Origin of the sequence: Luteolibacter sp. SL250 (assembly GCF_026625605.1) — a bacterium.
In the GTDB taxonomy this organism is placed as follows: domain Bacteria; phylum Verrucomicrobiota; class Verrucomicrobiia; order Verrucomicrobiales; family Akkermansiaceae; genus Luteolibacter.
This window is the reverse complement of sequence record NZ_CP113054.1, coordinates 2,267,082-2,293,906: the sequence shown is the minus strand read 5'-3', so window position 1 is coordinate 2,293,906 and position 26,825 is coordinate 2,267,082. Positions and strand designations below refer to the sequence as shown.

At 63.4% G+C, this 26,825-nt stretch carries 26 protein-coding genes; 10 read left to right on the top strand and 16 right to left on the bottom strand.

All coding sequences use genetic code 11. From position 1 onward, the window contains the following. Positions 1–239 precede the first annotated feature (239 nt). Positions 240–2,546 (bottom strand): outer membrane protein assembly factor BamA, encoded by a 2,307-nt coding sequence (bamA, locus tag OVA24_RS10185; protein ID WP_267675109.1) that lies wholly within the window; start codon positions 2,544–2,546, stop codon positions 240–242. Between the two features lie 141 nt (positions 2,547–2,687). On the opposite strand from bamA, the gene OVA24_RS10180 reads away from it, so the two are divergent. From OVA24_RS10180 to OVA24_RS10170, 3 genes are all read left to right on the top strand, one after another. Then, the gene (locus tag OVA24_RS10180) at positions 2,688–4,373 is read left to right on the top strand and encodes an ABC-F family ATP-binding cassette domain-containing protein (protein ID WP_267675108.1); all 1,686 of its coding nucleotides are present in this window, start codon (positions 2,688–2,690) and stop codon (positions 4,371–4,373) included. A 73-nt stretch (positions 4,374–4,446) separates the two neighbouring features. Continuing rightward, positions 4,447–4,767 (top strand): putative signal transducing protein, encoded by a 321-nt coding sequence (locus OVA24_RS10175; RefSeq protein WP_267675107.1) that lies wholly within the window; start codon positions 4,447–4,449, stop codon positions 4,765–4,767. Between the two features lie 56 nt (positions 4,768–4,823). Further along, on the top strand, positions 4,824–6,038 hold the full coding sequence (locus tag OVA24_RS10170; protein WP_267675106.1) for a DUF418 domain-containing protein: 1,215 nt from the start codon (positions 4,824–4,826) through the stop codon (positions 6,036–6,038). A gap of 155 nt (positions 6,039–6,193) precedes the next feature. Here the strand turns inward: OVA24_RS10170 and OVA24_RS10165 are convergent, their stop codons facing one another. Further along, positions 6,194–6,655 (bottom strand): GNAT family N-acetyltransferase, encoded by a 462-nt coding sequence (locus OVA24_RS10165; protein ID WP_267675105.1) that lies wholly within the window; start codon positions 6,653–6,655, stop codon positions 6,194–6,196. A gap of 66 nt (positions 6,656–6,721) precedes the next feature. Here OVA24_RS10165 and OVA24_RS10160 point away from each other — a divergent pair, with 66 nt between their 5' ends. From OVA24_RS10160 to OVA24_RS10145, 4 genes are read left to right on the top strand one after another with little or no spacing between them, the layout of a single operon-like run. Continuing rightward, a complete protein-coding gene (locus OVA24_RS10160) occupies positions 6,722–7,072 on the top strand; it encodes an ArsR/SmtB family transcription factor (RefSeq protein ID WP_267675104.1) in 351 nt (116 codons plus the stop codon). Further along, positions 7,069–7,560, top strand: a complete 492-nt coding sequence (locus OVA24_RS10155) for an SRPBCC family protein (protein WP_267675103.1) — start codon at positions 7,069–7,071, stop codon at positions 7,558–7,560. The genes OVA24_RS10160 and OVA24_RS10155 overlap by 4 nt, the downstream gene beginning before the upstream one ends. A gap of 20 nt (positions 7,561–7,580) precedes the next feature. Beyond that, positions 7,581–8,372, top strand: a complete 792-nt coding sequence (locus tag OVA24_RS10150; RefSeq protein ID WP_267675102.1) for a DUF899 domain-containing protein — start codon at positions 7,581–7,583, stop codon at positions 8,370–8,372. Next, positions 8,372–8,671 carry a hypothetical protein gene (locus tag OVA24_RS10145; RefSeq protein ID WP_267675101.1) on the top strand — a complete coding sequence of 100 codons (300 nt, stop codon included), beginning with the start codon at positions 8,372–8,374 and terminating at the stop codon, positions 8,669–8,671. The genes OVA24_RS10150 and OVA24_RS10145 overlap by 1 nt, the downstream gene beginning before the upstream one ends. A gap of 22 nt (positions 8,672–8,693) precedes the next feature. On the opposite strand, the gene OVA24_RS10140 is transcribed toward OVA24_RS10145, so the two are convergent. The 4 genes from OVA24_RS10140 to OVA24_RS10125 form a co-directional block, all read right to left on the bottom strand. Continuing rightward, positions 8,694–9,611, bottom strand: coding sequence for an N-acetylglucosamine-6-phosphate deacetylase (locus tag OVA24_RS10140; protein WP_267675100.1), 918 nt, complete (start codon positions 9,609–9,611; stop codon positions 8,694–8,696). A 9-nt stretch (positions 9,612–9,620) separates the two neighbouring features. Further along, entirely contained in the window at positions 9,621–10,391 is a 771-nt protein-coding gene (locus OVA24_RS10135) for a glucosamine-6-phosphate deaminase (protein WP_267675099.1), read from the bottom strand. A gap of 716 nt (positions 10,392–11,107) precedes the next feature. Further along, complete coding sequence (locus OVA24_RS10130) at positions 11,108–11,968, bottom strand: YceI family protein (protein WP_267675098.1); 861 nt, start codon at positions 11,966–11,968, stop codon at positions 11,108–11,110. Positions 11,969–12,043: 75 nt separating this feature from the next. Next, positions 12,044–13,501, bottom strand: a complete 1,458-nt coding sequence (locus OVA24_RS10125; RefSeq protein WP_345783436.1) for an AlkA N-terminal domain-containing protein — start codon at positions 13,499–13,501, stop codon at positions 12,044–12,046. A gap of 118 nt (positions 13,502–13,619) precedes the next feature. Here OVA24_RS10125 and OVA24_RS10120 point away from each other — a divergent pair, with 118 nt between their 5' ends. From OVA24_RS10120 to OVA24_RS10110, 3 genes are all read left to right on the top strand, one after another. Further along, positions 13,620–14,120: a methylated-DNA--[protein]-cysteine S-methyltransferase gene (locus OVA24_RS10120; protein ID WP_267675096.1), complete on the top strand. Its 501-nt coding sequence runs from the start codon at positions 13,620–13,622 to the stop codon at positions 14,118–14,120. A gap of 10 nt (positions 14,121–14,130) precedes the next feature. Beyond that, positions 14,131–14,580, top strand: a complete 450-nt coding sequence (locus tag OVA24_RS10115; protein ID WP_267675095.1) for a GNAT family N-acetyltransferase — start codon at positions 14,131–14,133, stop codon at positions 14,578–14,580. A 78-nt stretch (positions 14,581–14,658) separates the two neighbouring features. Next, positions 14,659–15,261, top strand: coding sequence for an LOG family protein (locus OVA24_RS10110; RefSeq protein ID WP_267675094.1), 603 nt, complete (start codon positions 14,659–14,661; stop codon positions 15,259–15,261). A 152-nt stretch (positions 15,262–15,413) separates the two neighbouring features. Here the strand turns inward: OVA24_RS10110 and OVA24_RS10105 are convergent, their stop codons facing one another. The 10 genes from OVA24_RS10105 to OVA24_RS10060 all read right to left on the bottom strand — a co-directional run bounded on the left by OVA24_RS10105 (position 15,414) and on the right by OVA24_RS10060 (position 26,667). Further along, complete coding sequence (locus tag OVA24_RS10105; protein ID WP_267675093.1) at positions 15,414–15,935, bottom strand: L,D-transpeptidase; 522 nt, start codon at positions 15,933–15,935, stop codon at positions 15,414–15,416. A gap of 201 nt (positions 15,936–16,136) precedes the next feature. Further along, positions 16,137–17,018 carry a GDSL-type esterase/lipase family protein gene (locus OVA24_RS10100; protein ID WP_267675092.1) on the bottom strand — a complete coding sequence of 294 codons (882 nt, stop codon included), beginning with the start codon at positions 17,016–17,018 and terminating at the stop codon, positions 16,137–16,139. A gap of 22 nt (positions 17,019–17,040) precedes the next feature. Continuing rightward, positions 17,041–20,082 (bottom strand): DUF1592 domain-containing protein, encoded by a 3,042-nt coding sequence (locus tag OVA24_RS10095; protein WP_267675091.1) that lies wholly within the window; start codon positions 20,080–20,082, stop codon positions 17,041–17,043. 83 nt (positions 20,083–20,165) lie between these two features. Beyond that, entirely contained in the window at positions 20,166–20,669 is a 504-nt protein-coding gene (locus OVA24_RS10090; RefSeq protein ID WP_267675090.1) for a hypothetical protein, read from the bottom strand. Further along, a complete protein-coding gene (locus OVA24_RS10085) occupies positions 20,669–21,562 on the bottom strand; it encodes a hypothetical protein (RefSeq protein ID WP_267675089.1) in 894 nt (297 codons plus the stop codon). The genes OVA24_RS10090 and OVA24_RS10085 overlap by 1 nt, the downstream gene beginning before the upstream one ends. Before the next feature lie 72 nt (positions 21,563–21,634). Continuing rightward, positions 21,635–21,859, bottom strand: coding sequence for a hypothetical protein (locus OVA24_RS10080; RefSeq protein WP_267675088.1), 225 nt, complete (start codon positions 21,857–21,859; stop codon positions 21,635–21,637). A 258-nt stretch (positions 21,860–22,117) separates the two neighbouring features. Next, the gene (locus tag OVA24_RS10075; RefSeq protein WP_267675087.1) at positions 22,118–22,324 is read right to left on the bottom strand and encodes a hypothetical protein; all 207 of its coding nucleotides are present in this window, start codon (positions 22,322–22,324) and stop codon (positions 22,118–22,120) included. Beyond that, positions 22,321–25,281: an ATP-binding cassette domain-containing protein gene (locus tag OVA24_RS10070; RefSeq protein ID WP_267675086.1), complete on the bottom strand. Its 2,961-nt coding sequence runs from the start codon at positions 25,279–25,281 to the stop codon at positions 22,321–22,323. The genes OVA24_RS10075 and OVA24_RS10070 overlap by 4 nt, the downstream gene beginning before the upstream one ends. Positions 25,282–25,334: 53 nt before the next feature. Beyond that, positions 25,335–25,790, bottom strand: coding sequence for a hypothetical protein (locus OVA24_RS10065; RefSeq protein ID WP_267675085.1), 456 nt, complete (start codon positions 25,788–25,790; stop codon positions 25,335–25,337). Positions 25,791–25,827: 37 nt separating this feature from the next. Further along, positions 25,828–26,667 carry a hypothetical protein gene (locus OVA24_RS10060; RefSeq protein WP_267675084.1) on the bottom strand — a complete coding sequence of 280 codons (840 nt, stop codon included), beginning with the start codon at positions 26,665–26,667 and terminating at the stop codon, positions 25,828–25,830. Positions 26,668–26,825 lie beyond the last annotated feature (158 nt).

The following is a 26,825-nucleotide window of genomic DNA, read 5'->3' as shown; positions in this document are numbered from 1 at the left end:
ATCCTCCGGCAGTCCTGCGATTTAGGAAATCGAATTACGGATGGGTCCAATATGGCCCCACAGAATTGAATCCCTGTAGGTTTGAAAGGTGGCGACGTTTGATGCTCCGTCATTGCAGCCGGAGCAGAACTTCATCTGCGCACCAGAGATGCCAGTGATCCCTTACCAAGGGAAGCTCACAAAAAAACCGGCCTCCCTCGCGGAAGGCCGGTTCTTCGGAAAGCACTGCTACGAGACTCTTAGTACTGGTAGTTCAGGTAGAAGTTGAACTGGCCGCCCTGGTCTGCCTCCTTGTCAGGCGAGCTGACCGGGATGGCGTAGTCGAGCGCGAGCGGCAGCGGGCTGATCGGCAGTTTGAGGCGGATACCGACACCCACGTCGCTGTAGAGGTCGGACGGGCTGGGATCCCAGCTACCGGCGTTGACGAAGCCCATGTCGTAGAACACGGCGGCGCGGACGGTCTCAACGATCGGCACGGTGTATTCCACGGAGAGGAAGCCGAGGGACTGGCCGCCGATGACTTCATCGGTGCCGCCCGCGACGTCACGCGGACCCACGTCACGGAACTCGAATCCACGGAGAGTACGGCCACCACCGAGGAACATCCGCTCGAAGATCGGCACATCGCCACCCCATCCATCGACGAAGGCAAGCTCACCGTTGAGGGAGAGGATGGTGTCCCACTTGAGGTTCCAGTATTTCTGGCCCTGGAGGGAGATGGTGAAGGTTTCCACATCCCCGCCGAGTCCGGCAACGGTCAGGCCGGCGTCGAACTTGTGGCCACTGCGCGGGAGGAGCGTGCTGTCCCGGCTGTCATAGATATAGTTGGCGGAAAGAGCACTGCGGAGGAAGTCGCCTTCCTCGCCGTTGAGGAGGGAGGCCGCAGGAATATTGTTCTCCAGGTCGATCTCCACCTGTTCGAGGCGGTACTCAAACTTGAGGGAACTGCGGTTGCCCAGCGGCTTGCGGAGGGAAACGGCGGCACCGACGTTCGTCTGTTCGAAGAAATCGCTGAAGTAGGTGGACTGGCGGTAGAAGAGTTCACCACCGAGCGCGAGCTGCTTGTCCATGAACCATGGCTCGACGAGCGACATGCTGAAGTCCGTCCGCTCGGAACCGAGGCGGAGGTTCATCGCGAAGCGCTGGCCGCCACCGGTGAAGTTCCATGGGTTGAAGAGGTCGAAGTTGGACTGCTCCAGGTTGAGGAAGCCGACGACGCTGTCGATGGAGCTGAAACCGAGGCCGACACCGACGGAACCGGTCGCCTTCTCCTCGACGAGGACGTTGACGTCGCGGTAGCCGGAACCGCCCGGGCTGCCGGAAGCCTGCACCTCGCTGAAGTACTGGAGGTTTTCCAGACGGGCCTTGGTGGTGTCGAGTTCCACGGAGTTGAACCAGTCACCCGGCTTGAGCGGGACTTCCCGGCGGATGACCTTGTCCTTGGTCTTCGTGTTACCCTCGATGTTCACCTTGCCCACGCGGTAGCGGGAGCCTTCGGTGATCTTGTAGTGGATGTTGACCCGGTTCGGGCCGGCATCGGTGATGTGGGGATCGACCACGACGTCCGCATAGCCGCGGGAGCCGTAGTAGCTGCGGATCATGGTGACGTCATCCCGCATCTTCTTGGAAGAGTAGGCGGAATTGCTGTTCAGCGTGAGCGCGGGGTAGAGTTCGTCCGATTGGAAGACACTCATTTTTCCGAAGCTGACGCCGTTGACGGTGTATTTGTCGCCTTCGTTGATGTTCACGACAAGGTCCACACGACCGTCGGAAACCGGTTCACGGGTGACATCCACCTGCACGCGGAGGTAGCCCTTGCTCTGGTAGTAGTCGGAGATGGCCTCCTGGTCGGTGTCGAGCTGGGTGGATTCGAAGCGTCCGGACTTGGTGAGCCAGGAGAACCAGCCCTTTTCCTTCGTCTTCATCTCCTTGCGGAGCTCACTGGCGGTGAAGTTGTTGTTGCCGTTGAAGCGGATCTTGCGGACCTCGTTCTTCTGGCCCTCGTCGATGACGAAGATCAGATCGGAGGCACCTTCCCGGCTGGTCGGCTGGGTGCGGTGGGTCACGGAAACGTCCGGATAGCCGTAGCCTTGGTAATATTTCTCGATGTTCCTGCGGGCTTCCAGGATCTGCTCGTCACTGAGGGCGCTGCCCGTCTTGAGCTTGGACTCCTTGGCCAGCTTCTGGTCCTTGAAAACGGTGTTACCGACGAAACCGACGCCCACCAGCTCCGGGCGGGTCGTCACTTCGGCGATGACCTTCACTCCGGCGCCGGAAGGCTCCGCGAGGAAACGCACGTCATCGACCAGACCGGATGCGAAAAGGGTGCGGATGTCATTGTCCAGGCCTTCGGCGCGGTAGGTCGAACCGGCCTTGGTGTTCATGAGGTTGCGGATGCGGGCCTCATCGACCGTTTTCGCACCGCGATACTGGATCGACAGTTCGGAAATGGTCTTTCCCTCGAAATCCTGTGCCTTCAGTTCTCCAGCCACCGAAAGCAGCGCGAGCGAGGAATAGGCGGCGGCCCGACCAAGGCGGTGGGTCATCTTTTTTCGTGTCGTGTGTTTCGGACGCATGTAGTGTTCTGGATGCACTATAAAGCCCGTCCCGACCCCTCCCCGTCAAGGTCAATAGCGGAATCCAACCGTTAGATTCTCCCCCGCGCGCGGCCGCGCGGATTTCCCGGGATGCGGGAATCCCTTGCCCCGGACCCTCCTCTCCACTACATCCGCCGCGTGCTCACGATCCACAAGCTCACCAAGACCCTCGGCGGCCGCACCCTGCTCCGCGAGGCGGAAATGACCATCAACTGGGGCGAACGCGTCGCCCTCGTCGGCCCGAACGGCGCGGGCAAATCCACCCTTTTCCGCATGATCCTCGACGAGGACCAGCCCGATGAAGGCACCATCGAGCGCGATGAATACGCCATCACCGGCTACCTCCCGCAGGAGGCGGGCGAGCCGACGGACGAGACGATCCTGGAGATCGCCATCGGCATCACGCCGGAACTCATCGGCTACCTGCGGACGATCCGCGAGGGCGAGAAATCCGGCAACCTTTCCTCCCCGGAGTTCGCCCACGCGCAGGACCAGTTCACCGCGCTGAACGGCTACCAGCTCGAGCCGAAGGCGAAGAAGATCCTCTCCGGCCTGGGCTTCAAGCAGGAGGACTTCGCCAAGCCCGCCCGCGAATACTCCGGCGGCTGGGTCATGCGCGCCCACCTGGCGAAGCTGCTGGTCATGGAGCCGGACCTGCTGATGCTGGACGAGCCGACCAACCACCTGGACCTCATTTCCCTGCTCTGGCTCCAGCGCTACCTGCTGAACTACTCCGGCGCCATCCTGATGATCTCCCACGACCGGGACTTCATGGACTCCATCATTGAGACCGTCGTCGAGATCGACCCGGACGCCGCCGCCCTCCTTTCCTACACCGGAAACTACAGTTCCTACCTGGAACAGCGGGAGAAGCGGTTCGAGCAGCAGACCGCCGCCTACCGGGCGCAGCAGAAGGAGATCGAAGGCCACCAGGAGTTCATCGACCGTTTCCGCCAGGTCGGCTCGAAGGCCGCGCAGGTTCAGTCCCGGATCAAGTTCCTCGAGAAGCTGGAGCGGGTCGAGAAACCACGCACGCCGAGGAAGCCGTTCAAGTTCAACTTCCCGCAGCCGCCGCGCTCCAACCAGAAGGTCATCGAGCTGAACCAGGTGGAGCAATCCTACGGTGACAAGCTGATCTACAAGGGCCTCGATCTGGTCGTGGACAAGGGCGAGAAGATCGTCCTCGTCGGACCGAACGGCGCGGGCAAGTCCACGCTGCTCAAGATCATCGCCGGAGTCATCCCCATCAACGGCGGCAAGCGCGAGCCGGGCTACGCCACGAAGATCGGCTACTATTCCCAGCACCGCTCGGAGGCGCTCAATGAGGACAACACCGTGCTGGAGGAGGTCATGGCCTCCTGCACCACCCTGCGGGAAGAAGACGCCCGCGCCATCCTCGGCTCGTTCCTTTTCCGCCGTGCGGATGTGGAGAAGCGCTGCGGCGTTCTTTCCGGTGGTGAGAAATCCCGCCTCAACCTGGTGAAGTTCCTCGTCGATCCGCCGAACCTGCTGCTGATGGACGAGCCGACGACCCACCTTGACATCCTTTCCATCGACTCGCTGGTGCAGGCGCTCAAGAATTACGAGGGCACGCTGGTCTTCATCTCCCACGACGTGCACTTCATCCGCACGCTGGCGGAAAGCACCTACCACATCACCCGCAACGAGAAGAACCCGGAGAAGGGCGCGCTGCTGACGAAGTACAGCGGCGGCTACGACTACTTCCTGGAGAAATCCGGCCTGAGCGACGACCGTGGTGCGGTGACGGCGTCCTGAGCCATTCCATGGAGCCCCGGCAGGTTGCGACCGCCGGGCGCGCCCACCCTCTGGAACTATGCTGCAACCTTCCATGCGACTGGTTTTCGAGAACATCGACTTCACCGTCGTCGGTCACATGCAGACGTTGCTGGAGGCTGAGGGGATTCGCACGGAACTGAGGAACGCGGGGGCGGCCGGGCTGGCCGGTGAGGTACCCTACACGCAGGTCTATCCGGAGCTGTGGGTGCTTGACTGGATGGATGAGCCGCGCGCGCTGGCAATCATCCGGGACTACCGGGAGAAAGACGCCGCCACCCCACCGGCGGAGGGCTGGAAGTGCCCGTCCTGCGGCGAGACCGTGGACGGGGTGTTCTCGGAGTGCTGGAACTGCGGTGCGGCGATGCCTGCCTGACGGGGATTTTGAAAAGTCGTGCACCGCAACCAGCGGGCGGTGCATGCTCCCGCCGAATGGTGCCCCCTCCCCTGCCGCTGCCCGCCTCCCTCACGCCGACGGACCGTCGGCTGGACCATCTGGACGCGCTGCGGGGTTTCGCCCTGTTCGGCATCCTGCTGGTGAACATGCATGGATTCAAATCATCCTTCGTTTCCTGGAGTGCCACGGAGGCTTACCTGCCGGGAATCTTGAATCTGCTGGCAATCCAGTTGATCGATGTCTTTGCGACAGGGAAGTTTGTTTCCGTCTTCTCGTTCCTTTTCGGGTTGGGGCTGGCACAGCAGTGGCAGCACTGGAGTGGGACGAGGCCAAGCCTGTTCCGTTGGTTCATCCTCCGCCGGATGTCGGTTCTCCTCATCTTGGGCGTCCTCCATGGCATGGTGCTATGGTGCGGAGATATCCTCACATTCTATGCGGTCATGGGGATGACCACGATCTTTCTCGTGCGCCGACGCACCCTCACCCTGCTGGTGCTGGCAGCGGTCGTGTTCCTGCTGCACAGCGGACTGTTGCTGCTGGGTTCCTATCTGGAGGCGACGTACGGAGAAATGAACCACAACTGGAGGGAAACGGCGGACGCCTGGGTGGAGTGCTACCAGTCGGATGATTTCTGGTGGATTACCAGTTCCCGGATCGACGAGTGGAAATATGCGATCGAAAGCCTGTTCCTCAGCCTGAGTTTCCATTCCTTCGTTTTTTTCCTGCTCGGCATGGCCGCGGGCAAAGCGGGGCCCTCCCAGTTGCTGGAGCGCCATGAGAGCCTCCTCCGGAAATGGCTTCCCCCGACTCTGCTAACAGGGATTGCACTCTCGGTGCTGGGCAAGGTGCAGGATTTCGGTTGGCTGCCATTTTCCGAACAAATGTGGTGGCTGCGTGCGGTGCAGTATCCCGGGGGAACCACCCTTATGGCGCTTTGCTATATCACCGGTGGCGCGTTGGTGTTCCACTCCGGCCGATGGCCCCACATCACCCGCTGGCTGTCCGCGGCGGGGAGGATGTCCCTGAGCAACTATCTGTTCCAGTCCATCGTCGCGAACGTGATCTTCATGGGGTGGGGTTTCGGTCTATATGGCAGGACGACCGCTTACTCAGGGTCGGTCATCTGCGTGGCGCTGTTCACCGGGCAGGTAGCACTCAGCCAACTATGGCTACGGAGGTTCAGGAACGGGCCGGTGGAGTATCTTTGGCGGAAGCTCGCCTACCGGGCGAAAAAGGAGTCCGCCGCGTGACTCTGGAAACCGAGGCCGGATAACCGCAGGGTGAAGGAACCGCGAATGCGGCGAATCCAGCGAATCTTTTTCTTCGTTCGTCAGATTCGCAGGATCCGCGGCTCCCAATCCTATCCGCCGCTTTTCGCAAAGGCCGACAGGATAGCTTCCGCAAATCAACCACCCAGCCGCTTCGTGAAAATGGAGCGCTCGTCGTTGCTGAAGCCGTCCGCCAGATAGAGGCTGGCGGCCTTTTCGTTGTGGTGGTTCACCTCCAGCCGCAGCGTGCGGATGCCCCGCTGCCGTGCCCATGCCTCCACCTCGCGGAATCCGTGCCGCCACTTTCCCCCGCCGCGGAACTCCGGGCTGATGAACAGCTCATCCAGCAGGACATACCGGCCGCCGAACTCCACACTGTAGCCCAATACGGCGACGAGATATCCGGCCAGCACGCCCTCCACCCGCAGCAGCCAGACGCCGCCCAGGCTTTCATCTGCCAGCAGATCCACCACCGCCCTGCGGACGGAGGCGGCATCGTGGACGAGCTGTTCCTCCGCATAGAACGCCTCCAGCAGGGGCAGCAATTCCTCCACATCGTCAGGGATGGCGTGCTGCCAGACGGAAAGCTCCGGTGTCATGCCCCCACCCTATCCTCCGGAAATTAGGAGTTGCAATCGGATGCCGTGGGATCTTTATTCAACCATATGGTTGAATTTAATTCCAGCAACCTTGACCGGACCTTCGCCGCGCTGGCGGATCCCACGCGGCGGAGCATCCTCGCGGAACTGGCGTCAAAGGGGGAGGAGCGCGTCACCGGGCTGGCCAAGCAACACGCGATGTCGCTGGCGGGCGTTTCCAAGCACCTCATCGTCCTCGAAAAGGCGGGGCTGGTGAAGCGCCGCAAGGATGGCCGGGTGCACACGATGACCCTGGAGGCCGCGCCGATGAGCGAGGCCCTGGCATGGATCGACCGTTACCGGACCTTCTGGGAGGCGAACCTCGACAGCTTTGAAACCTATCTCAAACAACTGCAGACCGGAAAACAGCAACCATGAACAACCAGAACGAACTGACGAAGCCGGACAACGCCACGCTGGTGATCCGGCGCCTGCTGGACGCCCCCGCGGAGCTGGCCTTTGACGCGTGGACCACCCCGGACCAGATCCAGCGGTGGATGCGCCCGGAGCCGGGCATGGAGATCCCCTTCGCCAGCATGGACCTGAAGCCGGGCGGCAGGTTCCGCATCCAGATGAAGAATCCTGAGGGGGAGTACTACACCGCCGCAGGTGAGTTCCACGAGGTGGTGCGGCCATCCCGGCTGGTCTACACTTGGGACTGGGAGGTGGACGGCAGCGGCGCGGAGCCGGGAGAGCTGGAGGGAAAGACCTCGCTCATCACCATCGAGTTCATCGCCTGCGGCGCGCGCACGGAGTTCATCATGACGCACACCCGCTTCGCCACCATCGAGAGCCGCGACAGCCACGCCGGCGGCTGGGGCCGTGCGGTCGAAACCTTCGCCGCCCATGTGGCGGGCAAAGCCTGAACCACCAACCCACCACGACCATGAGCACGCACCCCATCGCATCCACGGAGGAATGGACCGCCGCCCGCATCCGGCTGCTGGAAAAGGAAAAGGAACTCGTCCGGCTGGGCGACGAGCTGGCGGCGGCCCGCCGCGGCCTGCCGTGGCGGGAGGTCACGGAGGAGTATGTCTTCGACACGGCGGAGGGACCTCGCACGCTGGCGGACCTGTTCGGCGGCAGGAGCCAGCTTGCGGTGTATCATTTCATGTTCGCCCCGGAATGGAAAGAAGGCTGCCCGAGCTGCTCGTTCGTGTCCGATCACTTCGACGGCATGCTTCCCCACCTGGCGGCGCGGGACGTTTCGCTGGTAGCCGTGTCCCGCGCACCGCTGGAGAAGCTCTCCGCCTTCCGCAAGCGGATGGGCTGGAAATTCCCCTGGGTCTCGTCCGGCGGGAATCGCTTCAACCATGACTACGGGGTCTCCTTCACGGAGGAGGAACTGGCGGCGGGCAAGGTCCGCTACAACTACACGGAAAAGGAATTCCCCAGCACGGAAGGTCCGGGGATGAGCGTCTTCCGCAAGGCAGCGGACGGCAGGATCTTCCACACCTACTCCACCTATGAACGCGGCGTGGAGCGGCTGATGACCACTTACGACCTGCTGGACCTCATGCCAAAGGGTCGGGACGAGGACGGACTCCCCTTCACCATGGCGTGGCTCCGCTACCACGACCAATATGAAAGCGGCACCTTCGCCGATCCGGACAAGCCCTACTGGCCGAAGGAAGCTGCCAGCGGTGACAGCGGCCGCAGTTGCTGCGGCAACCGCTGATGAAACTCAAGCGGTCAGTTCCCGGGGAGGCCACGCTCCCCTCTTCCACCACGTGCTGCGGGTGCCGCCCGCCCCGTTGGCGTGGGGCGGGGCGCGCCGCCTCCTGGCTGCTGCCCGCCGCCCTGCTGGCAGCGATACCGAAATGCCCCGTGTGCCTGGCCGCCTACATCGCCCTGTTCACCGGCATCATCTGCCCGGCGGGGACGGCATCGCTCCTCAGGCATGCCGTCGTGGCGGTTTGCGTTGCCTTGCTCTTCATCTCCCTGGTCAGGCTCGTCCGGTGTTTCTGCAACCGTTGAGCGGACTTTTTCCCGACGCGGCTCAGAATCCCAACGCCGCGGCGACACCCGTGGAGCACGCGGCCACCGCATCCTCACGCGACCAGCCGAGAAAGGCGCACACGTTTTCCACCGCACGGTCCATCGTCAGTGAGGATCCGGCGAAGGTTTCCTTCCCCGGCTCACGGACGACGCCATCCTCCCCCACCTCCACCTCCACATGGGCGAGGGAGTAACGCCCCGGACCGCCACCCGCCGCGGCCATACAGTCAGTGGTGAAGAGAACCTTTCCCGGTGGCTTCGCCCGCACGAAGTTCCGCAGCACGCCGGGCGGCAGGTGGATGCCGTCCGGGATGAAGACCGCCATGAGCTCGTCCCGCGCCAGCACGCGCTGGATCACGTTGTCATGGCGGTGCAGGATGACCGGCACGCCATTCCCCACATGGGTGCAGAGCGTCATGCCCGCGCGGATGGCAGCATCGATGTGCGCGTCCGAGGCATTGGAATGGCCGATGGCCGTCCGCACGCCACGGGATGCGGAGTGCGCGATGAGTTCCGGCGAACCGGGCAGTTCCGGCGCGAGCGTGACCAGCCGCAGCAGGCCGCCCGCCGCTTCCTGGAAAAGATCGAACGCGCGCAGGTCCGGCGCGGACATGTGGCGGGGATCATGCGCGCCATGGTAACCCGGTTCCGGCAAGAGCCATGGTCCCTCCAGATGGAATCCTGCGATGATCTCCCGGGCGGCGGGTGACGCCTCCCGGAGCTTCCGGAAATGCTCCAACCGCCGGCACAGGGCATCGGCATGGTCCGTAATGAGGGTGAGCAGGATCTTTCCCGTGCCGTGGAGCAGCAGGGCCTCCATCGCCCGCTCCAGGGCGGCGGCGTCCACGTCATCGCGCTGGAAGTCCACCCCGGCGAAGCCATTCACCTGGAGATCGAAGTAGGGTGCGGCAGGCATCATCCGGAAAAGTCAGTGGTCGAGCAAGGAGGCGGAGTCGTCATCGAGATAGAGGAACGAATTCGCATGTCCGCGCAGCAGGGTGGCGGGACATGCGGTGCCGACCGGCCCCAGCAGGGTGTTCCTCACTGCTTCCGCCTTCCTCACTCCGGGGACGATGCACACCAGCATCCCCGCCCCGGCGAAGACCGGCAGCGTGAGGCTGAGCGCATGGGTGGGCACCGCGTCCAGCGTGGGAAAGCAGCCGTCATTCACCTGCTGCTGGCGGCAGATGCCGTCCAGTTCCACCTTTTTGATGAGATACGGATCGTTGAAATCCGCGACCGGCGGATCGTTGAAAGCGATGTGCCCGTTCTCGCCGATACCCATGCTGATGATGTCGATGGGGGCGGCGGAGAGCAGCGCCTCATAGCGGACGCTTTCCGCGGATGGGTCCGCCTCCCCGCCGATGGGGTGGAATCCGGCCACCTCCACATGATCCAGGAAGTGCTCCCGCAGGTAGCTGCGGAAGCTCTGCGGTGAATCCGCCGTGAGGCCGACATACTCGTCCATGTGGAAGATCTCCACGTTCCTCCAGACCTCCGGCGCGGAGCGCACCAGCGGGATCAGTGCGGCGTAGTAGTCATCCTGCGATGGGGCGCAGGCCATGACCATGCGCGCATTGCCCTTGTCCGCGACAATCCGGAGGATCTCTTCATGGACCTTCGCGGCGGCCGCAACGCCCATCTCCCTCCGGTTGAAATGAATGAAGACTGCGGGCTGGGCGAGTGGGTTGGCGGACATGGTCAAGGGCTTCTGGCTACTCCCCATCCATACGTGAACCGCTTCTTTCCGTCTATCGGCGTATGGCCCGGATCAATCCGCTTTTCCCTTCAAAAGTGATGCTTTTCCTACGGACGGTCAGATCCGGCATACTGGATCATTGGGAAGCACATCCGGCCCGCGGCCACACGATCTCTGAAACGATTCCACAAAATGGCTTGGAGGATCTGACTCCATAGGCTTGCTCAGATCAACGGATCGCCCCACCACTTATCTTTGGTCAATGACGAGGAAGTCGAAAAGATCGAGAAAATCGAAGAAACCAGAAACGCGCATAGCGGGCCTGGTGACGGCGGGTATTATTGCTGTATTCTTCGGCCTGTTTCAGCTGATATATGCCATCCCCTACCATTCCCCCGGAAGCGCGGACAAATCCGGAGGCCTCACCTCAAATTTCTCCGGCCACAGTGCAAGGTTTACAGGTGGCCTGGTGCTGCTTGTGGGCTGCTTCATATTGTCCTCCGCCCGAAGAATAACGAAACCGAAGGCGCGAAAGCGCCATGAGGATGGCAAATCGGAATGGCGGAACCCTACCCTGTCTGACACAACGGGAACTCCTTGGGAACATGACCAGGATCACACCAAGAGATGAACCGGACAATCCGCGACAGTCGATGCCTGGCCGCAGGTGAGGTAAAAGGATCCAGCGCATCCCGGACACCCTCCCCCGCGCCGGATCATCCGGCAACGGTCACCACCTTCAGGTGCAGGTGGATGACATCGTTCACCACGTGCTGGCCCAGCCGGGAGAAGAACCTGCCGGAACCGTAGATGGAACCCCACTGCGTGCGGTCGAAATCAACCATCGCCTGCGCGACGTATGAGCCGTCGTCCTTCCGCGCCACCAGCGCATCGAACGAAACGGGTATCACCTTTCCGCGCAGCGTCAGGTTACCCTCGATGCAATGGTTCGGCAGGCCGTCGCTGACGCCATCAATCCGAGTCGCGGAGACCACCGTGAAGGTGGCCACCGGGTGGTCCCCTATGCTGAAGAAATCATCACTCCGCAGATGGTCCACCAGCATGCGATTCATTGCCGTGTCCGTCAGATCCGTGCAGGCCAGCGAGTCCATGTCCACATGGATCTCCCCGGCCACCAGCACGCCGTCCCGGATCTCCACGCAGCCGCCCGCGAGCTTCAGCGATCCGGTGTGGAAGTTGAAAAGATTCCTGCCCGTCCAATGGATGGAACTGGCTTCCGGATCGACCGCCAGCTTTCCGTTCGATGAAGCGGCGGCATCCCCCTTCCCCTCGGGGGTGCCGCCGTCGGCCTTCCATTTTTCCAGACCGCCGGACAACACGGAGACATCCGTGTATCCCGCCTCCTCCAGCCGCGCGACGGCGACCTCCGCCTCCTTCGTGGAGTCACAGTATCCGCAGACGGTGAGCGCGGTCGCCGTATCCGGAAACGCCTGCTTCACCTTGTCGATGAACGCGGTTTCGTAGACGCAGAGATTCACCGCACCCGGAACATGCTCCGCCTCGTAGGAATCCGCGGATAATACGTCGATCAATGTGGAGGAAGGAGAAGAAGCCATGGTCCCGATCTAACACGGCTGAGGGTGGGATGCAACCTGGGGAAGGATCAGATGGAGCGCGGACTTCACCCGCCGCTACCCGGGCGAGCGCCACAGGTGCAGCACGGCGTAGCTCCGCCATGGACGCCATGGTTGGGACAGCACCTCAGCCTGCTTCGCGGTCACGCCGCCGAGCCGATTGCGCACGGCGATGTCTTCCTTCGGAAAGGCATCCGGCCAGCGCAGCGCGCGCATGGCGATGTAGTGCGCGGTCCACGGGCCGATGCCAGGCAGGGCCTCCAAGCTGCGGATGGCGGCGTCCGGATCGCTTCCCGGCTCCAGGGAGAACGCACCGGAGCAGAACGCCTGTGCCAGGGCGAGGATGCACCGCGACCGCGCGCTGACGATGCCCAGCCGGGCGACGTCATCCACGCTGGCGGCAGCCACCTTTTCCGCTTGCGGCGAGAGGCGCGTCAGCTCCGGGAAAGGCGTGGCGATCTTCTCCCCGAACGCCTCCGCGAACCGCCCCGCGATGGTCGTGGCCGCACGGACGGTGATCTGCTGGCCGAGGATGGCGCGGACCACCATCTCGAAACCATCGAAGGCACCGGGGACGCGCAGCCCGGGATTCCGCTCCACCGTCTCACCCAGCACCGGATCCTTCCCCAGATGGGCGGAGATGAGATCCGGCCTGGCCGCGAGGTCGAAGACATTCCGCAGCCGCCCCAGCAACGCGGGCAGCACCGGAACCAGGGAGTGGCAGAACTCCACCGCCAGCGCGTGCTTCCGCGCCGCATGCGTGACACGGATCCATCCCGTATGCCCGCCGATGCGGACGGTCCGCAGATAGGCGTCCTCCGTCACGCACTCCACGTCCTTCATCGTTCGTCCACGGAGGAAATCCAGGATGCCGTCCCAGTCGTAGGGTGGCCGGTAGCTGAGCAGCAGCGAGGAGGTATCACCATGAACCGCAGCCTTCCCTCCCCCGCCCGCCGCTTCCTTCCGCAGCCGTCCCGGCGGCATGCGGTAGTGCGTGACGAAGGCATCGTTGAATCGCCGCAGGCTCGCGAAACCACTGGCAAAGGCCACATCGATCACAGGCAGCTTTGTTTCCGTGAGCAGTTGTTTCGCCAGCAGCAGCCGCCGCGTCCGGATCAGCTCGATGGGTGAAACGCCCAGCTCCGCCTGGACGATCCGCCGCAAGTGCCGCGAACTCATCCCCAGCCCGGCGGCGATTTCCTCCAACCCCGCCTCCTCGCTGTCCTGCAACCCCTCCCCGATCCGCTGGACGATGAGGTGGGCGATGCGGTGCGCCTTGTCCACCGGAGCATTCCCCGGCGCCAGTTCCGGACGGCAGCGCAAGCACGGACGGAAGCCTGCCTTCTCCGCGGACTCCGCACTGGCATGGAAGACGCAGTTCCTCCGCGCAGGCGTCTTCGCCGGACAGACCGGACGGCAGTAGATGCCCGTGGACGTCACGCCGACAAAGAACACGCCATCGAACCGGGCGTCATGGGAGGCCAGGGCTTGATACGCGGCATCGTCATCGATCATGCTGCGACGGTAGCCCGTTTCACGGCAGATACTCGCCATTTCCGGACATGGAATGGAAATTCGCTTTCATGTCCGGAAATGGCCAGCTTCCACCCCGCATATGGTGCATGGTGGAGCCATGAAAACGACGAAGAACTGGTTCACGAAAACAATGCCCTCCCCTGTCGGCGTGCTGACGCTTGTCGCCGGAGAGACGGGACTGGCGGCGGTACTGTGGGAGAATGACGACCCGAAGCGCGTGCCGCTCCACCCGCGCGCGGAAAGCCCCGACCACACCGTTCTGCGGGAGACTGAGAGGCAACTGGCCGCCTACTTCGCCGGTCGGCTGCGCACCTTCGACCTGCCGCTGGAGTTCCATGGCACGGAGTTCCAGAAAAGGGTATGGGCCGCGCTCACCCGCATCCCCTTCGGCGAGACGCGGACCTACGCACAGATCGCGGTGGAAGTCGGCAGCCCGGCCGCCGTGCGGGCCGTGGGCGCGGCGAACGGACGGAACCCCATCTCCATCATCGCGCCATGCCACCGGGTCATCGGCTCGAATGGCAAGCTCACCGGCTTCGCGGGAGGACTGGAGGCGAAGACATATTTGCTGGGATTGGAGGACGGGCGGCTGCTTTGATACAGGAAGCATGGAATACCACATCGACCATCAGGCGGACGCGGACTCACTGCCCGCAGCCGTCCGCAAGGGTATCCGGGAAGCGGACCCGGGTAAACTGGGAGGGCGCGACTGGCAGCCCCTCCACCTTTCCCTGAAGGGCGATGACGGCACCGTGGCCGGCGGCCTCTACGGCGCGACCATGTGGTCATGGCTGATGATCGACGGACTGTGGATCTCCCCTTCCCTCAGGGGCCGGGGTTTCGGAAGGAAGTTGCTGCTTGCCGCGGAGGCCATCGCCACCAGCCGGGGCTGCACCGGATCATGGCTCGGCACCTTCGATTTTCAGGCCCGGGATTTCTACGAACATCTGGGCTACCGCGTGTTCGCCGAACTGCCCGGTTTCCCTCCCGGACACACGCATTTCCATCTGTCGAAGACGCTCGTATCGGAGAGGGAGGAAGCGGGACCGATCTGTTAGAACATGCATTTGCTCCTTACCCGGTTGCATCGGGGACCAGGAGATTGTGAAGTGGCCGTGCACCACCTCCTCCCTGCCATGAATCCACCCCGGTCCAATGCCATCTGCATCTATTGCGGCTCCAGTCCCGGACTGCTGCCGGAGTATGCGGAGGCCGCGGTGCATGTGGGCCGCACTCTGGCCCGGCGCGGCATCACCCTGGTGTATGGCGGTGCGCACGTCGGCCTCATGGGCATGATGGCGGATGCGGCGTTGGAAGCAGGTGGCCGGGTCATCGGCGTCATGCCACACCTGCTCATCGGGAAGGAAGTCGTCCACCCCGGACTGACGGAACTCCACGCGGTGGAATCCATGCACCAGCGCAAGACGCTGATGGCGGATCTTTCGGACGGCTTCATCGCCCTGCCCGGCGGCGTCGGCACGCTTGAGGAAATCTTCGAGGTCTATACGTGGACCCAGATCGGCTTCCACACAAAGCCCTGCGCCTTCCTGAATGTGGCGGACTTCTACTCCCCGCTGTTCCGATTTCTGGAACACGCCGTCGCCCAGCGCTTCGTCCGGGAGGAACACCACCGCATGCTGGTGATGGAGGAGAGCATCGAGGATATTCTTGATCGGTTTGCGAACGAGGAACCGGTCATCGCGGACAAGTGGATGGACATCAAATCCGAAGAACGATGAAACAAGATCCCACAGCACGGGACGCGGAGCGCGGCAGGGCATCCACCCGTGTGTCTTTCAGGTGGGTGAGGTGAGGGATCGGTCAGCCGTTGCAACCGGGTAAGGAGGGAGGACATGGAGGCTTTGCCGCCATGTCCTCCCTCCTTACTGGCTCACCGGCGGACGATGACGGGAGTGCCGATTTTGACGGCTTCGTAGAAGCGCTTGGCGTGGCGCGGCGGGAGGCGGACACAGCCGGCGCTGGCGGGGTAGCCGGGGACGTTCCCGGCGTGGAGGCCGTAGGCACCGGTGAAGCGCATGAAATACGGCATGGGCACGCCCTCGAACCGGCTGCCGGGCGGGCGGCCACCTTTCCGGATGTCGATGTTCTCCTTCACCACCTCGCCGTTGCGGACGTAGTTACCGTAGAGGGATGACCGGTGGTCGGGGCTTTTCTGGATGATGCGGTAGCGGCCGGTGGGGGTGGTCTTTCCTTCCCTGCCGGAGGAGATGGGGGCAATGGCGACGACTTTGCCGTGCTGGAAAAGGGTGGCTTTCTGGTCGGTGAGATCGACCTCGATCTTCCGGCCGCTGGTGCCGCCGCGGTCCATCATGCCGCCTAGCTCGGGGATGGTGGTGCAACTGGTGAGGCAGGCAACGATGGCGGCGAGCGGGAGTGCGATGGGACGGGACATGGAAAGATGGATGCTACCCTCTCCCACGGGTGCCGGGAATTGTCAAATGATCAGCTTCCGCCGGCGTTGCAACCGGGTAAGGAGGTTGGACACTCCTGTCCAACGGCGGCATTGGCGAATGAAGCAAGGGGTTGATCTATTCCTGCGGTGCCTTTGCTGTGGGTTCCGGTTGCAGCCGTAGGACAGGAGTGTCCTACCTCCTTACTTCACCGCTTCCTTGTATTTCACCATCAGGTCGTCCGCGCGCTTCTTCGCTTCGTCCAGCGGCAGGCCGGCCTTCACGCCGGGGCGGAGGTGCTTCGTTTCGGAAAGCCAGGCATACTCCAGCACACCCGCCCGTTCAGAGAGAATCTTGAGGGCGTCACCGGTCGGTAGGACGGGCTCACCCGGAAGCTTCAGCAACGACCACAGTCCCTTGACGGCGGCTTCCGCGATGAAGCGGTGGCCGTCACCGCCGGGATGGACGCCGTCCTTCGCGTAGATGAAGGAGGGATCCTTCGCCTTCTCATCCGCCACGGCGCGTTTCAGATCGGGGCGGATGTCCACGGTCTCCCAGCCTTCCGCCCGCATGGAGACCAGCCAGGCGGCATAGGTGTCCAGCACCTTGTCATAGCCCTGCGTGTCCTTCTCCGGGGTGTCCGGCATGAACAAGGGGGCGGAGAGGAAAATGATGCGCCCGCCGATCTTCTCCACCTCCGCCTTCAGACGGATGGCTCCCTTCACATGGGCGGCCTGCCTCTGCGGATCGAGCGGCAGGTAGATGCCATCGTTCATGCCGTAGCAGGCGAAGACGAGCGTTGGCTTGTAAGCGGTGAGGAGACGGCCCAGCCGTTCGTGCAGATCGGGCCGGGAGAACTTGCCGCCGGCATGACCGTCTTCGGAAAGACCGGACACGGTCTCACTGCCGAGGCCCATATTGACGATCTCCGCATCGCGGTAGGCGTCCGTATTCCGCAGCGCGCCCTCCACGAGCGTGGCCCACCGGCCATCCTGGGTGATGCTGTCGCCCAGAAAAAGGATACGTGTTTCCGCCGCACCGAGCATGAGCGGGAGGCACAGGAAAACAAACAGGAGTCGGATCATGGCAGGAACGGTCGGGAATGGATCACTCGTTCCTGCGGTTGAGGAACTGCGGGCTGCGGACAACAGCCAGGACCGCAGTGGAGAATTTCCCTTCGGAGGATTTCAGCGACGAAGCGATCTCCTCGATGAGCACCTTGTCGCTTGGCAGGACGGAGCGGCCGAGGGCGTAGCCGATGAGCTTGCGGGCGAGTACCTGGTTGAACTCCCGGTCGTGCTGACCGAGGTAGTTGCGAAGACCATCAATACCTTCCATCTTGGTCCCGTCCTTGAGGGAGCCGGTGTCGTCGATGGCCAGTCCGTTCTCGTCCTTGTCGCGGAAGCGGCCGAGGGCATCGAAGCCCTCCAGCGCGAAGCCCAGCGGATCGATCTTGTCATGGCAGGAAGCACAGGCCTTGTCCGCCCGATGGGACTCCAGCTTCTCGCGGACGGTCATCGGCTTGTCGGAGTGCTCCGGGAAAGGCGGGACATCGGCGGGCGCGGGCGGAGTCGGCATGCCCAGCACGGCATGGAGCAGCCAGTCGCCGCGCAGCACCGGGCTGGTACGCTGCGGGAAGGACGTCTTCACCAGCACGCTGCCCATGCCCAGGATGCCGCCGCGGTGATGGGAGGATACGGACACCTTCCGGAACTCACCTCCGGTAACGCCCGGGATTCCGTAGTGCTTCGCCAGCCGCTCGTTGAGGAAGGTGTAGTCCGCCAGGATGATCTCCTTCACCGGGCGGTCGTTGCGGATGAGGTGGCTGAAAAACTCCTTCGTCTCGCGGTGCATGTCGGCCCGCAGTTCCGGCGTGAACTCCGGGAACTTCCCGGCATCCACGGTGGAGTGCTTGGTGAAATTATGGAACTTCAGCCATTGCCCGGCGAACTCCTCCGCCAGAGCGGCGGAGCTTTTCCCGGCGAGCATCCGCTTCGTCTGGGCCTCCAGCACTTCCGGCTTCAGCAGGGATCCATCCGCCGCCGCTTTCCGCAGGGCATCATCCGGGCTGGACGACCAGAGGAAGTAGCTCAGGCGGGACGCCAGCTCCCACGCATCCACCGGATGGACGCCGGGTTGGTCCGACTTCTCCAGCCGGAAAATGAAATCCGGGGAGATGAAGACGCGCATCAGCACCTCCCGCGCGGCGGACTCACGGTCCAGCTCACGGCTGCGTGCCTCATCGTAGATGGCGTTCAGGCCGGTCCTTTCCTCCGCTGACAACGGCCTGCGCCATGCCCTGGAAGCGAAGTGGTGGAGATGCCCCTGCACCGACTGGTCCCACTCCTTCTGGATCTTCGCGTCAGGATTTTTCGGACTCAGGATGCGCCAGTCCTTCAGCATCCGCCGCATGCGGTCCTGCTCCTGCACGCTGATGAAGCTGTTGAGCTGGGCGTCGCTGAAATAATAAACTCCATCACTCTTTCCGTCCTTGAAGCGGTAGTTCCGCGCCACCTGTTCCAGACGGCGGGCGTATTCATCCGGGAAGATCAGCTTCATCCTGCTGAAATCACCCATGGTGCCGCGTGCCGCCTCCGTCTGCCGCTTCCACATCACCAACGCACCAGGGATGATTTTGGTGGGATCCGGCGGCTTCATGCCCGTGGCGGTGAACTGGACGGTCGCGAAATCCACCTCAGGACCGGACATCTCCAAGCGTCCCTTCACGCTCACGGATGCCTCCTCCCCGAAGGGCAGTGTGACGACCACCGGTGCCTGCAACACCAGCATGGTCGGCTCCAGCGGCTTGCCGAGCGGATGCTTTCCGAAAAGCGCCAGCGCCTTCTCCCCTTCCTCCACGGCTTTCTTCAGTCCGGCGATGCGGGCGGAGTCCGCGTCCGGCTTCTCCCCGAGCTGCTTGATGAGCGTGGTGTTCCCCTCGATGCGGCGCTTCAGCCAAGTGACGTAGTTCTCAAACTTGCCGTTCCGCTTGATGGCGATCTTCTCGATAATGACCATGTCACCGCGGCTGCCATCGCCCGTGTCCCCGGCGACGAGGTGAATCGGCTGCCCCGGTTTGATGGGCGTGGTCATCTCATACGCCCGCAGTCCGTCGGAGTCCTGCTGGCGGCGCTGGGTGCGCACCCAGCCGAGTGCACCGTCCGTATTGGTCCACGACCTCCGCTCCGCCTGGATCGCGGAGATCCTCGCTGCGACGGCGGCGGGGACCGCCTTCAGATTCCCCTCATCCGGGCCGGGCAGTTCACGCCAAGCAACACGGGTCAGATCGAGGAAGCGGGACTTGACCTTGTCGCTGTTGAGCATCTCCCACCAGTTGGAGAGGAATGCGGAGGAAAGCCCTGCTTCCTTCGCCAATTGATCGAGCGATTCAGCGCCGGTTTTCTCCCGGTGCTTGAACTTCCAGCAGGCGGTCATGTAGTCGCCCTCCCGCATGTCCTCCCCGTCCTTCGGGATGTGGGGTTCCGCCATCTTCTGGTACCAGACGTAGAGCGAACGCTCCGCCTGGTCCTTCAACTGGAGCGGACCGCGCAGGCCGACCCTCGTTTCCTGGAACATGACGCCGCGCCCGGGCAGGATGGCGGCATGCTCCGTCAGTTTCCGCGCGGCGGACAGGTATTTGTCGATCTGCTGGGGACTGACGAAAAGCACGTCCCCCACGTTGGAAAAACCCTCACCACCACCGCCGTCCGGCAGGAAATCCTTCGCCAGACCATAGTCGATGCCGGTCAGCGCCCGGATGGTGTTGTCGTACTCCGCGTTTGTCAGGCGGCGGACGGTGACCGGACCGGGATCTCCGGCATTCGCCTTTGCGGCGGATGCCAGGGAGCCGTCCAGCCACTTCGTGATCAGTTCCTTTTCCGCCGAGGCGGGCTGCGGATCATCCTCCGGCGGCATGTCACCACCATGGATGGCCTCCGCGACTTTCTCCCACATCTCGAAATTGCCGGCCACCTTCGGGTCTTCCGCCAGTTTCTTCAGGTCCACCCCCCCCTTGGTCTTCTTTCCACCATGACACTCGAAGCAATACTTCTCCATGATGGGACGCACCGGCTGCCAGTCCGTCTCGGCGGCATGTGCGGCGGTGAGGGAGATGGCGGTGACGAGAAGGGTTCCGGAGCGGAAAATCATGCAGGATCGTGAAAATTCGGCACCCCGGGCGGCCAGGGGCGCGGCGAGGATAGCGAGATTACGCGGGTCCGGCCCGGAAAATCTCACCGACCTGTGATTTCCATTTCCTCCGCAGGCCGGGAAACCTGCGGCTCCCCGGATTCCGCCACCTCAATCCGGAGGTCGGCCCCCGATTTCGGAAGATGGGCGACGTAGGTGTATCCCCATTTTTCCGCCCGGATCAGGTAACCTCCCATGAGATTGTCCGGCAGGATGGCGGTGAATTCCTCCAGCATGTCCCATCCATGGGATTTCAGGGCATCCCGGATGATATCGTGGCTCTCACGGTTCATCCGTTCCTCCGGAAAGCGGTAGGTCGTGCTCCAGGATGCGCCGGAAGCTCCACGCTGGGGTTCCCCTTTGCTCTGCGACGAGAGCTGTTTGAGGCGCTTGTCGATCGGATCAACCGTGGAAGAAACCTGGTGGATCGTGTAAGTGATGTGCGCGAAAAGGCCCAAGACAGCAAGCAGCCCGATGATGGCGGCCCGCTTCAACGGCCTCGCCAGCGGGTGACGGTTCACCCCGAACCCGTCGGACAGCCCGGCCATCACTGGATTTCCGTGCCGCTCGTCGGGTTGATCCAGCGGACGACCTTGCCACCCACGATATAGGCCTTCGCCTTCCGGGACTTCAGGCCCAGGATGGTCTGCGCCTTGTAGCTGATGGTTCCGGTGTTGAACTTCTTGCCGTCCACTTCCTCCGGCTCGCCGCCGGCCCATTCGCTCACCTGGTCGAACTTGATGTCCTTGATCGTGGCCCCCTTGAGGCTGTCCTGCATGGTCTGGACGATTTCGTCCGCGGACATGGAAACGAACTCACCGGTCGGCTCCGCAGGAGCGTCCCCGGGCTTCAGGGCCGGGTTGGTGCCGTCCGTCGGGGCGTCATTCTTTGCATCGTTGGATGCGGTTTCGGTATTGTCGGGCGTTCCACCCGCCATGTTTCCGGAGGACTCATTCTTCGCCATCCCGTCCTGCGGGGCGGTGGACTGCCCGTCGGCAGGCTGCCCGTCCATCGTCTGCGCCTGGGCGGCGACCGGCGAAGGAGCGGTGGGGGCGACCCCGATCAACTGCTCACGCACGTCCGTATTCTGGATCTCCACCTCTCCCTCGATGTTCGGGGAACCCGTGCCTACGATGAGGGTCCCCTGCCCGAGACGGAGGAGTTTCAGTTTGGTGCCGGTGGGCACGGGTATTTTCAGGCCGGACGAGGAGTCGGTCAGTTCGGCCTCCTTTTTGAGAGTCACTTCCTTGGGAAGCTGCTCCGGCGCATACACCCGGGGATCCACCCGCGAAAGATACACTTCCTCCTGGTTTCCGGGCTGCTGTGGAGGAGGTGGTGCCGTGGGCGAAAGGCCGGTGAGTTCGAGGCGCAGGGAAGGCTCGGCGAAGTAGCCGAAGACACCTGCACCGCCGACCACGAGGAAATTCGCGAAAAGTTTCATGTTGTGGGGTGATACGTAGCAAGCGGCCCGGATTTTGGAAAAGAATTTTTCCGGAGTCCGGGAGGAACTTCCTCACACTCCTCCGATGTGTGCCAAGGCCTTGTCAAAGCTGCAGTTCGCCAGGTAATGGCGGAGCTGCGGGTCGAGCTGGGAGCGATTCTCCAGAGTCCAAGCGGAAATCCCTTCCGAGACCTCCTTGAGAGCTTCCAGATGCCCCTCGGAATCCCGGTCCCGCCACGCATGGTCGGAGATCACGGCAAGACGGCGGCGGAGAAGATCGGCGAGTTCAGGGTGCATGGGAGAGAGGATGGGGAAGGCGCGACGCGCCAGTAAGGAGGAAGGACACTCCTGTCCTTCGGCGGCATTGGCGAAACAAGAAGGAGAAGTTTCCAGTTTTCAGGAAAGAAAAGAAAGCAGATCGCGAATCCGGCGAAATTTTGAAGGAGGTCATTTCTCTCTGTGTTCTTTGCGCACTTGCGACTTTTCGGTAAGTCTTTTGTGATTCGCCAATACCGTCGGAGGACAGGAGTGTCCTCCCTCCTTACTGCCTCCTCATCAATTCCTCACCACGAAATCCGGCAGGCCCTCCCCCTGCTCCGGCTCAAGCGGCAGGATGGGCTTGGCCGGGTCCACGGTGACGTCCGGATCGTCCGCCGCGAGGTGGCGGTGAAAGCAGAGGAAAGTGCCGCGCAGGCCGAAGAGGCCGTCGAAGCGGACGGGTCCCCAGTGCCAGTCGGTGCGATAGGGAGCGGCGGATTTCATGGCTTTCTGCGGCGGATGAGGGATAGGAGCGCGCGTGGGGAAATCTGGATAACCAGAGACGCGGCGAGGAGCAGGACGATGCCCAGGCGGCCCATGTTCCAACGGGCCTCCTCCGCCGGTTTGACTTCCTTTCCGAGCAGGGAGGTCACCGCAGGGAAGGTCGAGGTGGCGTATTCGAGGAAGAATTCGTTGCGGATGGGCTTGAGGAAAGACGTGTCCGGCACCAACGGGCCGAAGGTGTCCGCCACCTCCTTCGCGGACCGTTTGTCATTGAGGACCAAGCGGGCGATATCGGTGCGGACCTCCGCTTCGGTGAGACGGCGGCCGGTCTTTTCCTCCAACCGGCCGAGGAAAGCCGCGGGATCCGTTTTCCAGACATCCACCAAGGAGCGGGCGAAGTTGTAGGTTTTGAAAAGCGGCTTCAGTTCCTCCTTCGTGATGATGGAGGGATGGTCGCGCAGCCCGCAGATGGCGGCCTGGTAGGCCCAGCGGGAAGGCATGGCCTGTGCGGGCCACGGCGGAGGCGCCGCCTCGTCGTCCGGGATGACAGGTCGCGCGTTCGGCCAATGGAGGTGGGAGAGGTCCCTGAAATCGAAGGGCGCGGCCCCGCAGAGGATCATCTGCGGCACCAGCATGAGCGGCACGGCGGCCAGCGCCACGCGCTCCGAGATGCCCGGCAGCGCGGAGACGAACAGCCCGAGCGCGACGCTGGTCCACCCGGCCAGCGTGAGGGCCAGCCACAGCTCCATCTTTCCATATGGCAGGCCGATGATCCACGCGCCGGTCCACACCACCAGCGCGGCCTGGAGGGCGCTCTGGAGTGCCAGACCGGGGAGCTTTGCCAGCAGCCAGAACGTGCCCGGTATCTTCAACAAGCGCTCGCGCAGCCGGTGGGCGCGGTCCTTCACCAGCTCCTGCACGGATGAGGAAAGCGCGAGGAACTGGACCAGGATGACATTCAGGAAACAGAACGCGGGCAGATGCCGGTTCGCGGTGAAGGAGTAATTCCCCTCCCCCGTGATAATGCGGCAGACCCAGGCGACGATGGCCGCGAGCACCACGGCGATAACGCAAGAAGCCGCCACGGAGCGCCAGCCACGGATGCGCCGCAGCGACTCCCGCCGCAGTAATGTGAGCGCGGTGACGCCGGCCCACGGCTTCCCGGCGGAGGCCGTTTCCGGAGCGGCGGCGGAATCCTCCCGGCGGATGAGCGGAGGCTCGTAGGCATGGCGGGCACCGGCGTAGCGGAGCTTCCAGAATGCGGGGTCGAAATTCCGCCGCTGCGCCCCGCCGTCTAGCGTGGTCCGCCTGCCGACCAGCGAGTCGAGGATGCCGTCAGGCCCCCAGTTCTGCCGCACCGCGCCCGCCGCATGGATGCCGAAGTAATCCCGCGTCGCCTCCGGCGTGCCGAAAAATGCGAGCCGTCCGCCGACATCCAGCACGATGACCTTGTCGAACCTGGCGAAGACTTCCGGCGATGGCTGGTGGATGACGGCCATGACCAGCACGCCCGCGTCCGCCCGGGTGCGGAGGATTTTCATGACACCCTCCGCATCCGCACTGGAGAGCCCGGACGTCGGCTCGTCCAGCAACAGGGCATCCGGACGCCCGATGAGTTCCAGGCCGATGTTGAGGCGCTTCCGCTCCCCGCCGCTGAGGACCTTCTCCGTCACGCTGCCCACGCGCAGCGCACCCTTCGCCTCCAGTCCGACGGCGGCGAGCGTGCCGGAAATATCGGGCGCGGCCTCCGTCGTGCGGAGCGCGGCGGCGTAGCGGAGATTCTCCGTAACGGTGAGTTCCGCGAAAAGCACGTCGTCCTGCGGCACCAGCGCGAAGGACGGACGGACGGACGCCGGTAAAATGCCAACCTTTCCGGAGGTGAGGGATAGCCCGCCGGACAGCACGCTCATCAGCGTGGATTTCCCGCAGCCGCTGGGTCCCATGACGGCCACCAAGTCCCCGGACTCCAGCGCCAGCGTGATGTCGTCCAGCCCGGACTGCCCGTCGGGAAAGCGCAGCGTGGCATGATCCAGATGCAGCGACCAACCGCCACGCTCCCCGTGACTGGCACAGCGGATGAGGCGTGCGGCGGGGATCTTCCGCCCGCCGATGACAAGCTGATCCGCAGGCAGGACGGGCACCGCCCCCGTGATGCTACGGCCGTTCACGAGGACGGTGTCATGCGGGGTAAGGAACCATCCGTTATCCCACGACAGACGCGCCAGAGCACTCTCCGCGGAAAAAGAGACTGCCAGCCCGCCGGCATCTGGAACGACATGCAGGTCGGGAAAGAACTTCGCCGCCGCGAGTGCGGTGACGGCGGACAGGTCCAGCCGTTCCTCCCCGCCGATGAGGATGTGGTCCGACTCCTTCAGCCACTGGCTGTGCCGCGCGGGCCAGCGCAGGCCGGAGAAAACGAGCGGCTCCGGACAATCGTGCCGGACGAACCAATGGCCGCCGCTTTCCAGCATCCGCAGCGTCCCACCGGGCAGTCCGCGCAAAGCGGTGTGTCCGTCCCGCGCCGGATTACTGGAAAATGAAAGGATGCCATCACTCCCCGTGGAAACCCCACCGACGAAAGCCGCCACCTTTTCCAGCCATGGCCGGGTCCACCCCAGCGACGCGATCTTCTCCGACATCGGACCGGACAGGTGCGAAGGCAGCGTGGCGGCTGCCTCCACCAGGTTGACCGTGAGGTAGATCTGGTGCTCCGTCGCGGCAGGTGGCTCCACGCTGGCGGGGATCTCCGCGCGCCGCAGCATCACTTCCGAAACGAGTGCCGCCCGTGCCGCAGGCAGGAACATGCCGATACGTTCCTCCGTGTAGCGGCAGAACGCTTCCAGCGTCTCCCCCTCCCCTGCCGCCAGCCATGCCAGATGCAGGTAGACCGACTGCAGCACCGGATCCTCGAACGAGGCGGAGGCGGCACGCGCGGTGATGGCGGAGGACGGAGGCATTAAGGAAAAAGGGAGGACCCGCGCCCTCCCTTCCACGGTTCAGATGGGATGAATCAATACCACGCGTACTGGAGCACGTAATGGGCGCCGTTGTAGGTGCTGTTCGCCATGGTGATCTTCACGAAGAAGGTCCCGGTGTAGATGGGCGTGACACGGGCCACCGCGACCGGCTGGAGGTCGGAGTCGTTGGCGACCAGATTGCCGTTGCCATCGAACACGGCGATGTCCACGTCATAGGCATCCTCGCAGCCACCGGCGGCCAGGATGTAGTTGTTCCCAGCGTGGAGCGTGGTGCGGATGACGATGGACTGCCCGCGCTTCAGCAGGCCGTAGGTGTAGGCGGGGCGCACGTTCAGCGAGTATTGGCCCGCCAGCGTCTGGAACATCTGCGCGGCGCGGACCTTCGCACCGTTCACGGAGGCGTCCGCCGTGCCGGGCATCCAGAGCAGCGCGGCCATCAGCAGACCGGTGAACAGGGAACGGAGGGTGTGGTTACGGAAAGTTTTCATGGAGTCGGTTGGGAAAGTGGTTCTGGTGCGGGGTGGTTCACTTGTCCGGCAGCGCGCCTTTGGCGATTTCGGCGATCTTCTTGGTCGATTCCTCGGAAACGGTCGCGTTCTCCGCCACGGAAACGAGCGGCTTCAGCGCGGCGAGCCCCTTGCCCAGCGAGGCGATCTCCGCCGTGTCGCGCGTTGCCTGCGGCAGTGCGTTGAACTTCGCCTCCAGCGTGTCCAGCAGGGAGATCTGGCGGAGCGCCTTTCCGGCTTCCGGGGAGTAGGACTTCGACAGTTGTCCGGCGAAGATCTCCACACCGCGGATCCAGCCAGCGATAAGCGCCACGGAAGCGGAGTCCGTGTCGCCCAGCTCCTCCATTGTCTTGAGAGCGTCCTGGTAGGTCAGGTCCAGCGGCCCGGTGAGTTCCTTCCACTTTCCTCCGGCGGCTTTCGCCTTGATGTCGGCGGCGTGGGCCAGGACTTCCTCGGAGGCACCCAGTTTCGCGGCGGCTTGGAAGATCTCGATGGAAGCCACATCCAGCAGCTTCGTGTCCTCCGCCTGGATGGCGAGGAAAGCGTCCGCCACGCGGACACCGAGGCCGATGGCGGCGAGGCGGCTGTCCTTCGATCCTGCAAGCTCGGACGACTTGCGGGCGTCTTCCGCCGCGGCGGCCCAGTCGGCCGCTTTCGCGGTCTTCAGCACCGAGAGGATCTCACCCGGCAGCGGGAGGATCTCCAGGGACGCCTGCTTCTCCTCCGCGCTGAGGGATGGCGGGGCTTTCGGCTTCGCCGGCGCGCCGCCGTCCTCCTGCGCCATCAGATTTCCGGTCTGGAGGGCTGCTGCGATGGCGGCGGAACGCCAGAGGTATGCTTTCAGTGGGGATGCTTTCATGTTTCCTGGTGGTGTATCTCCAACGTGCGTGCGCCGGATTTGTTAGAAGAAAATATGGGGGCCGCGGACCGATGGTCCACTCCCGCTGGATATGCCATGCATCCCATCCGGGTGTCGAGACAATCAGATCATGCATCTTTGCGTATGGAATGGCGGAC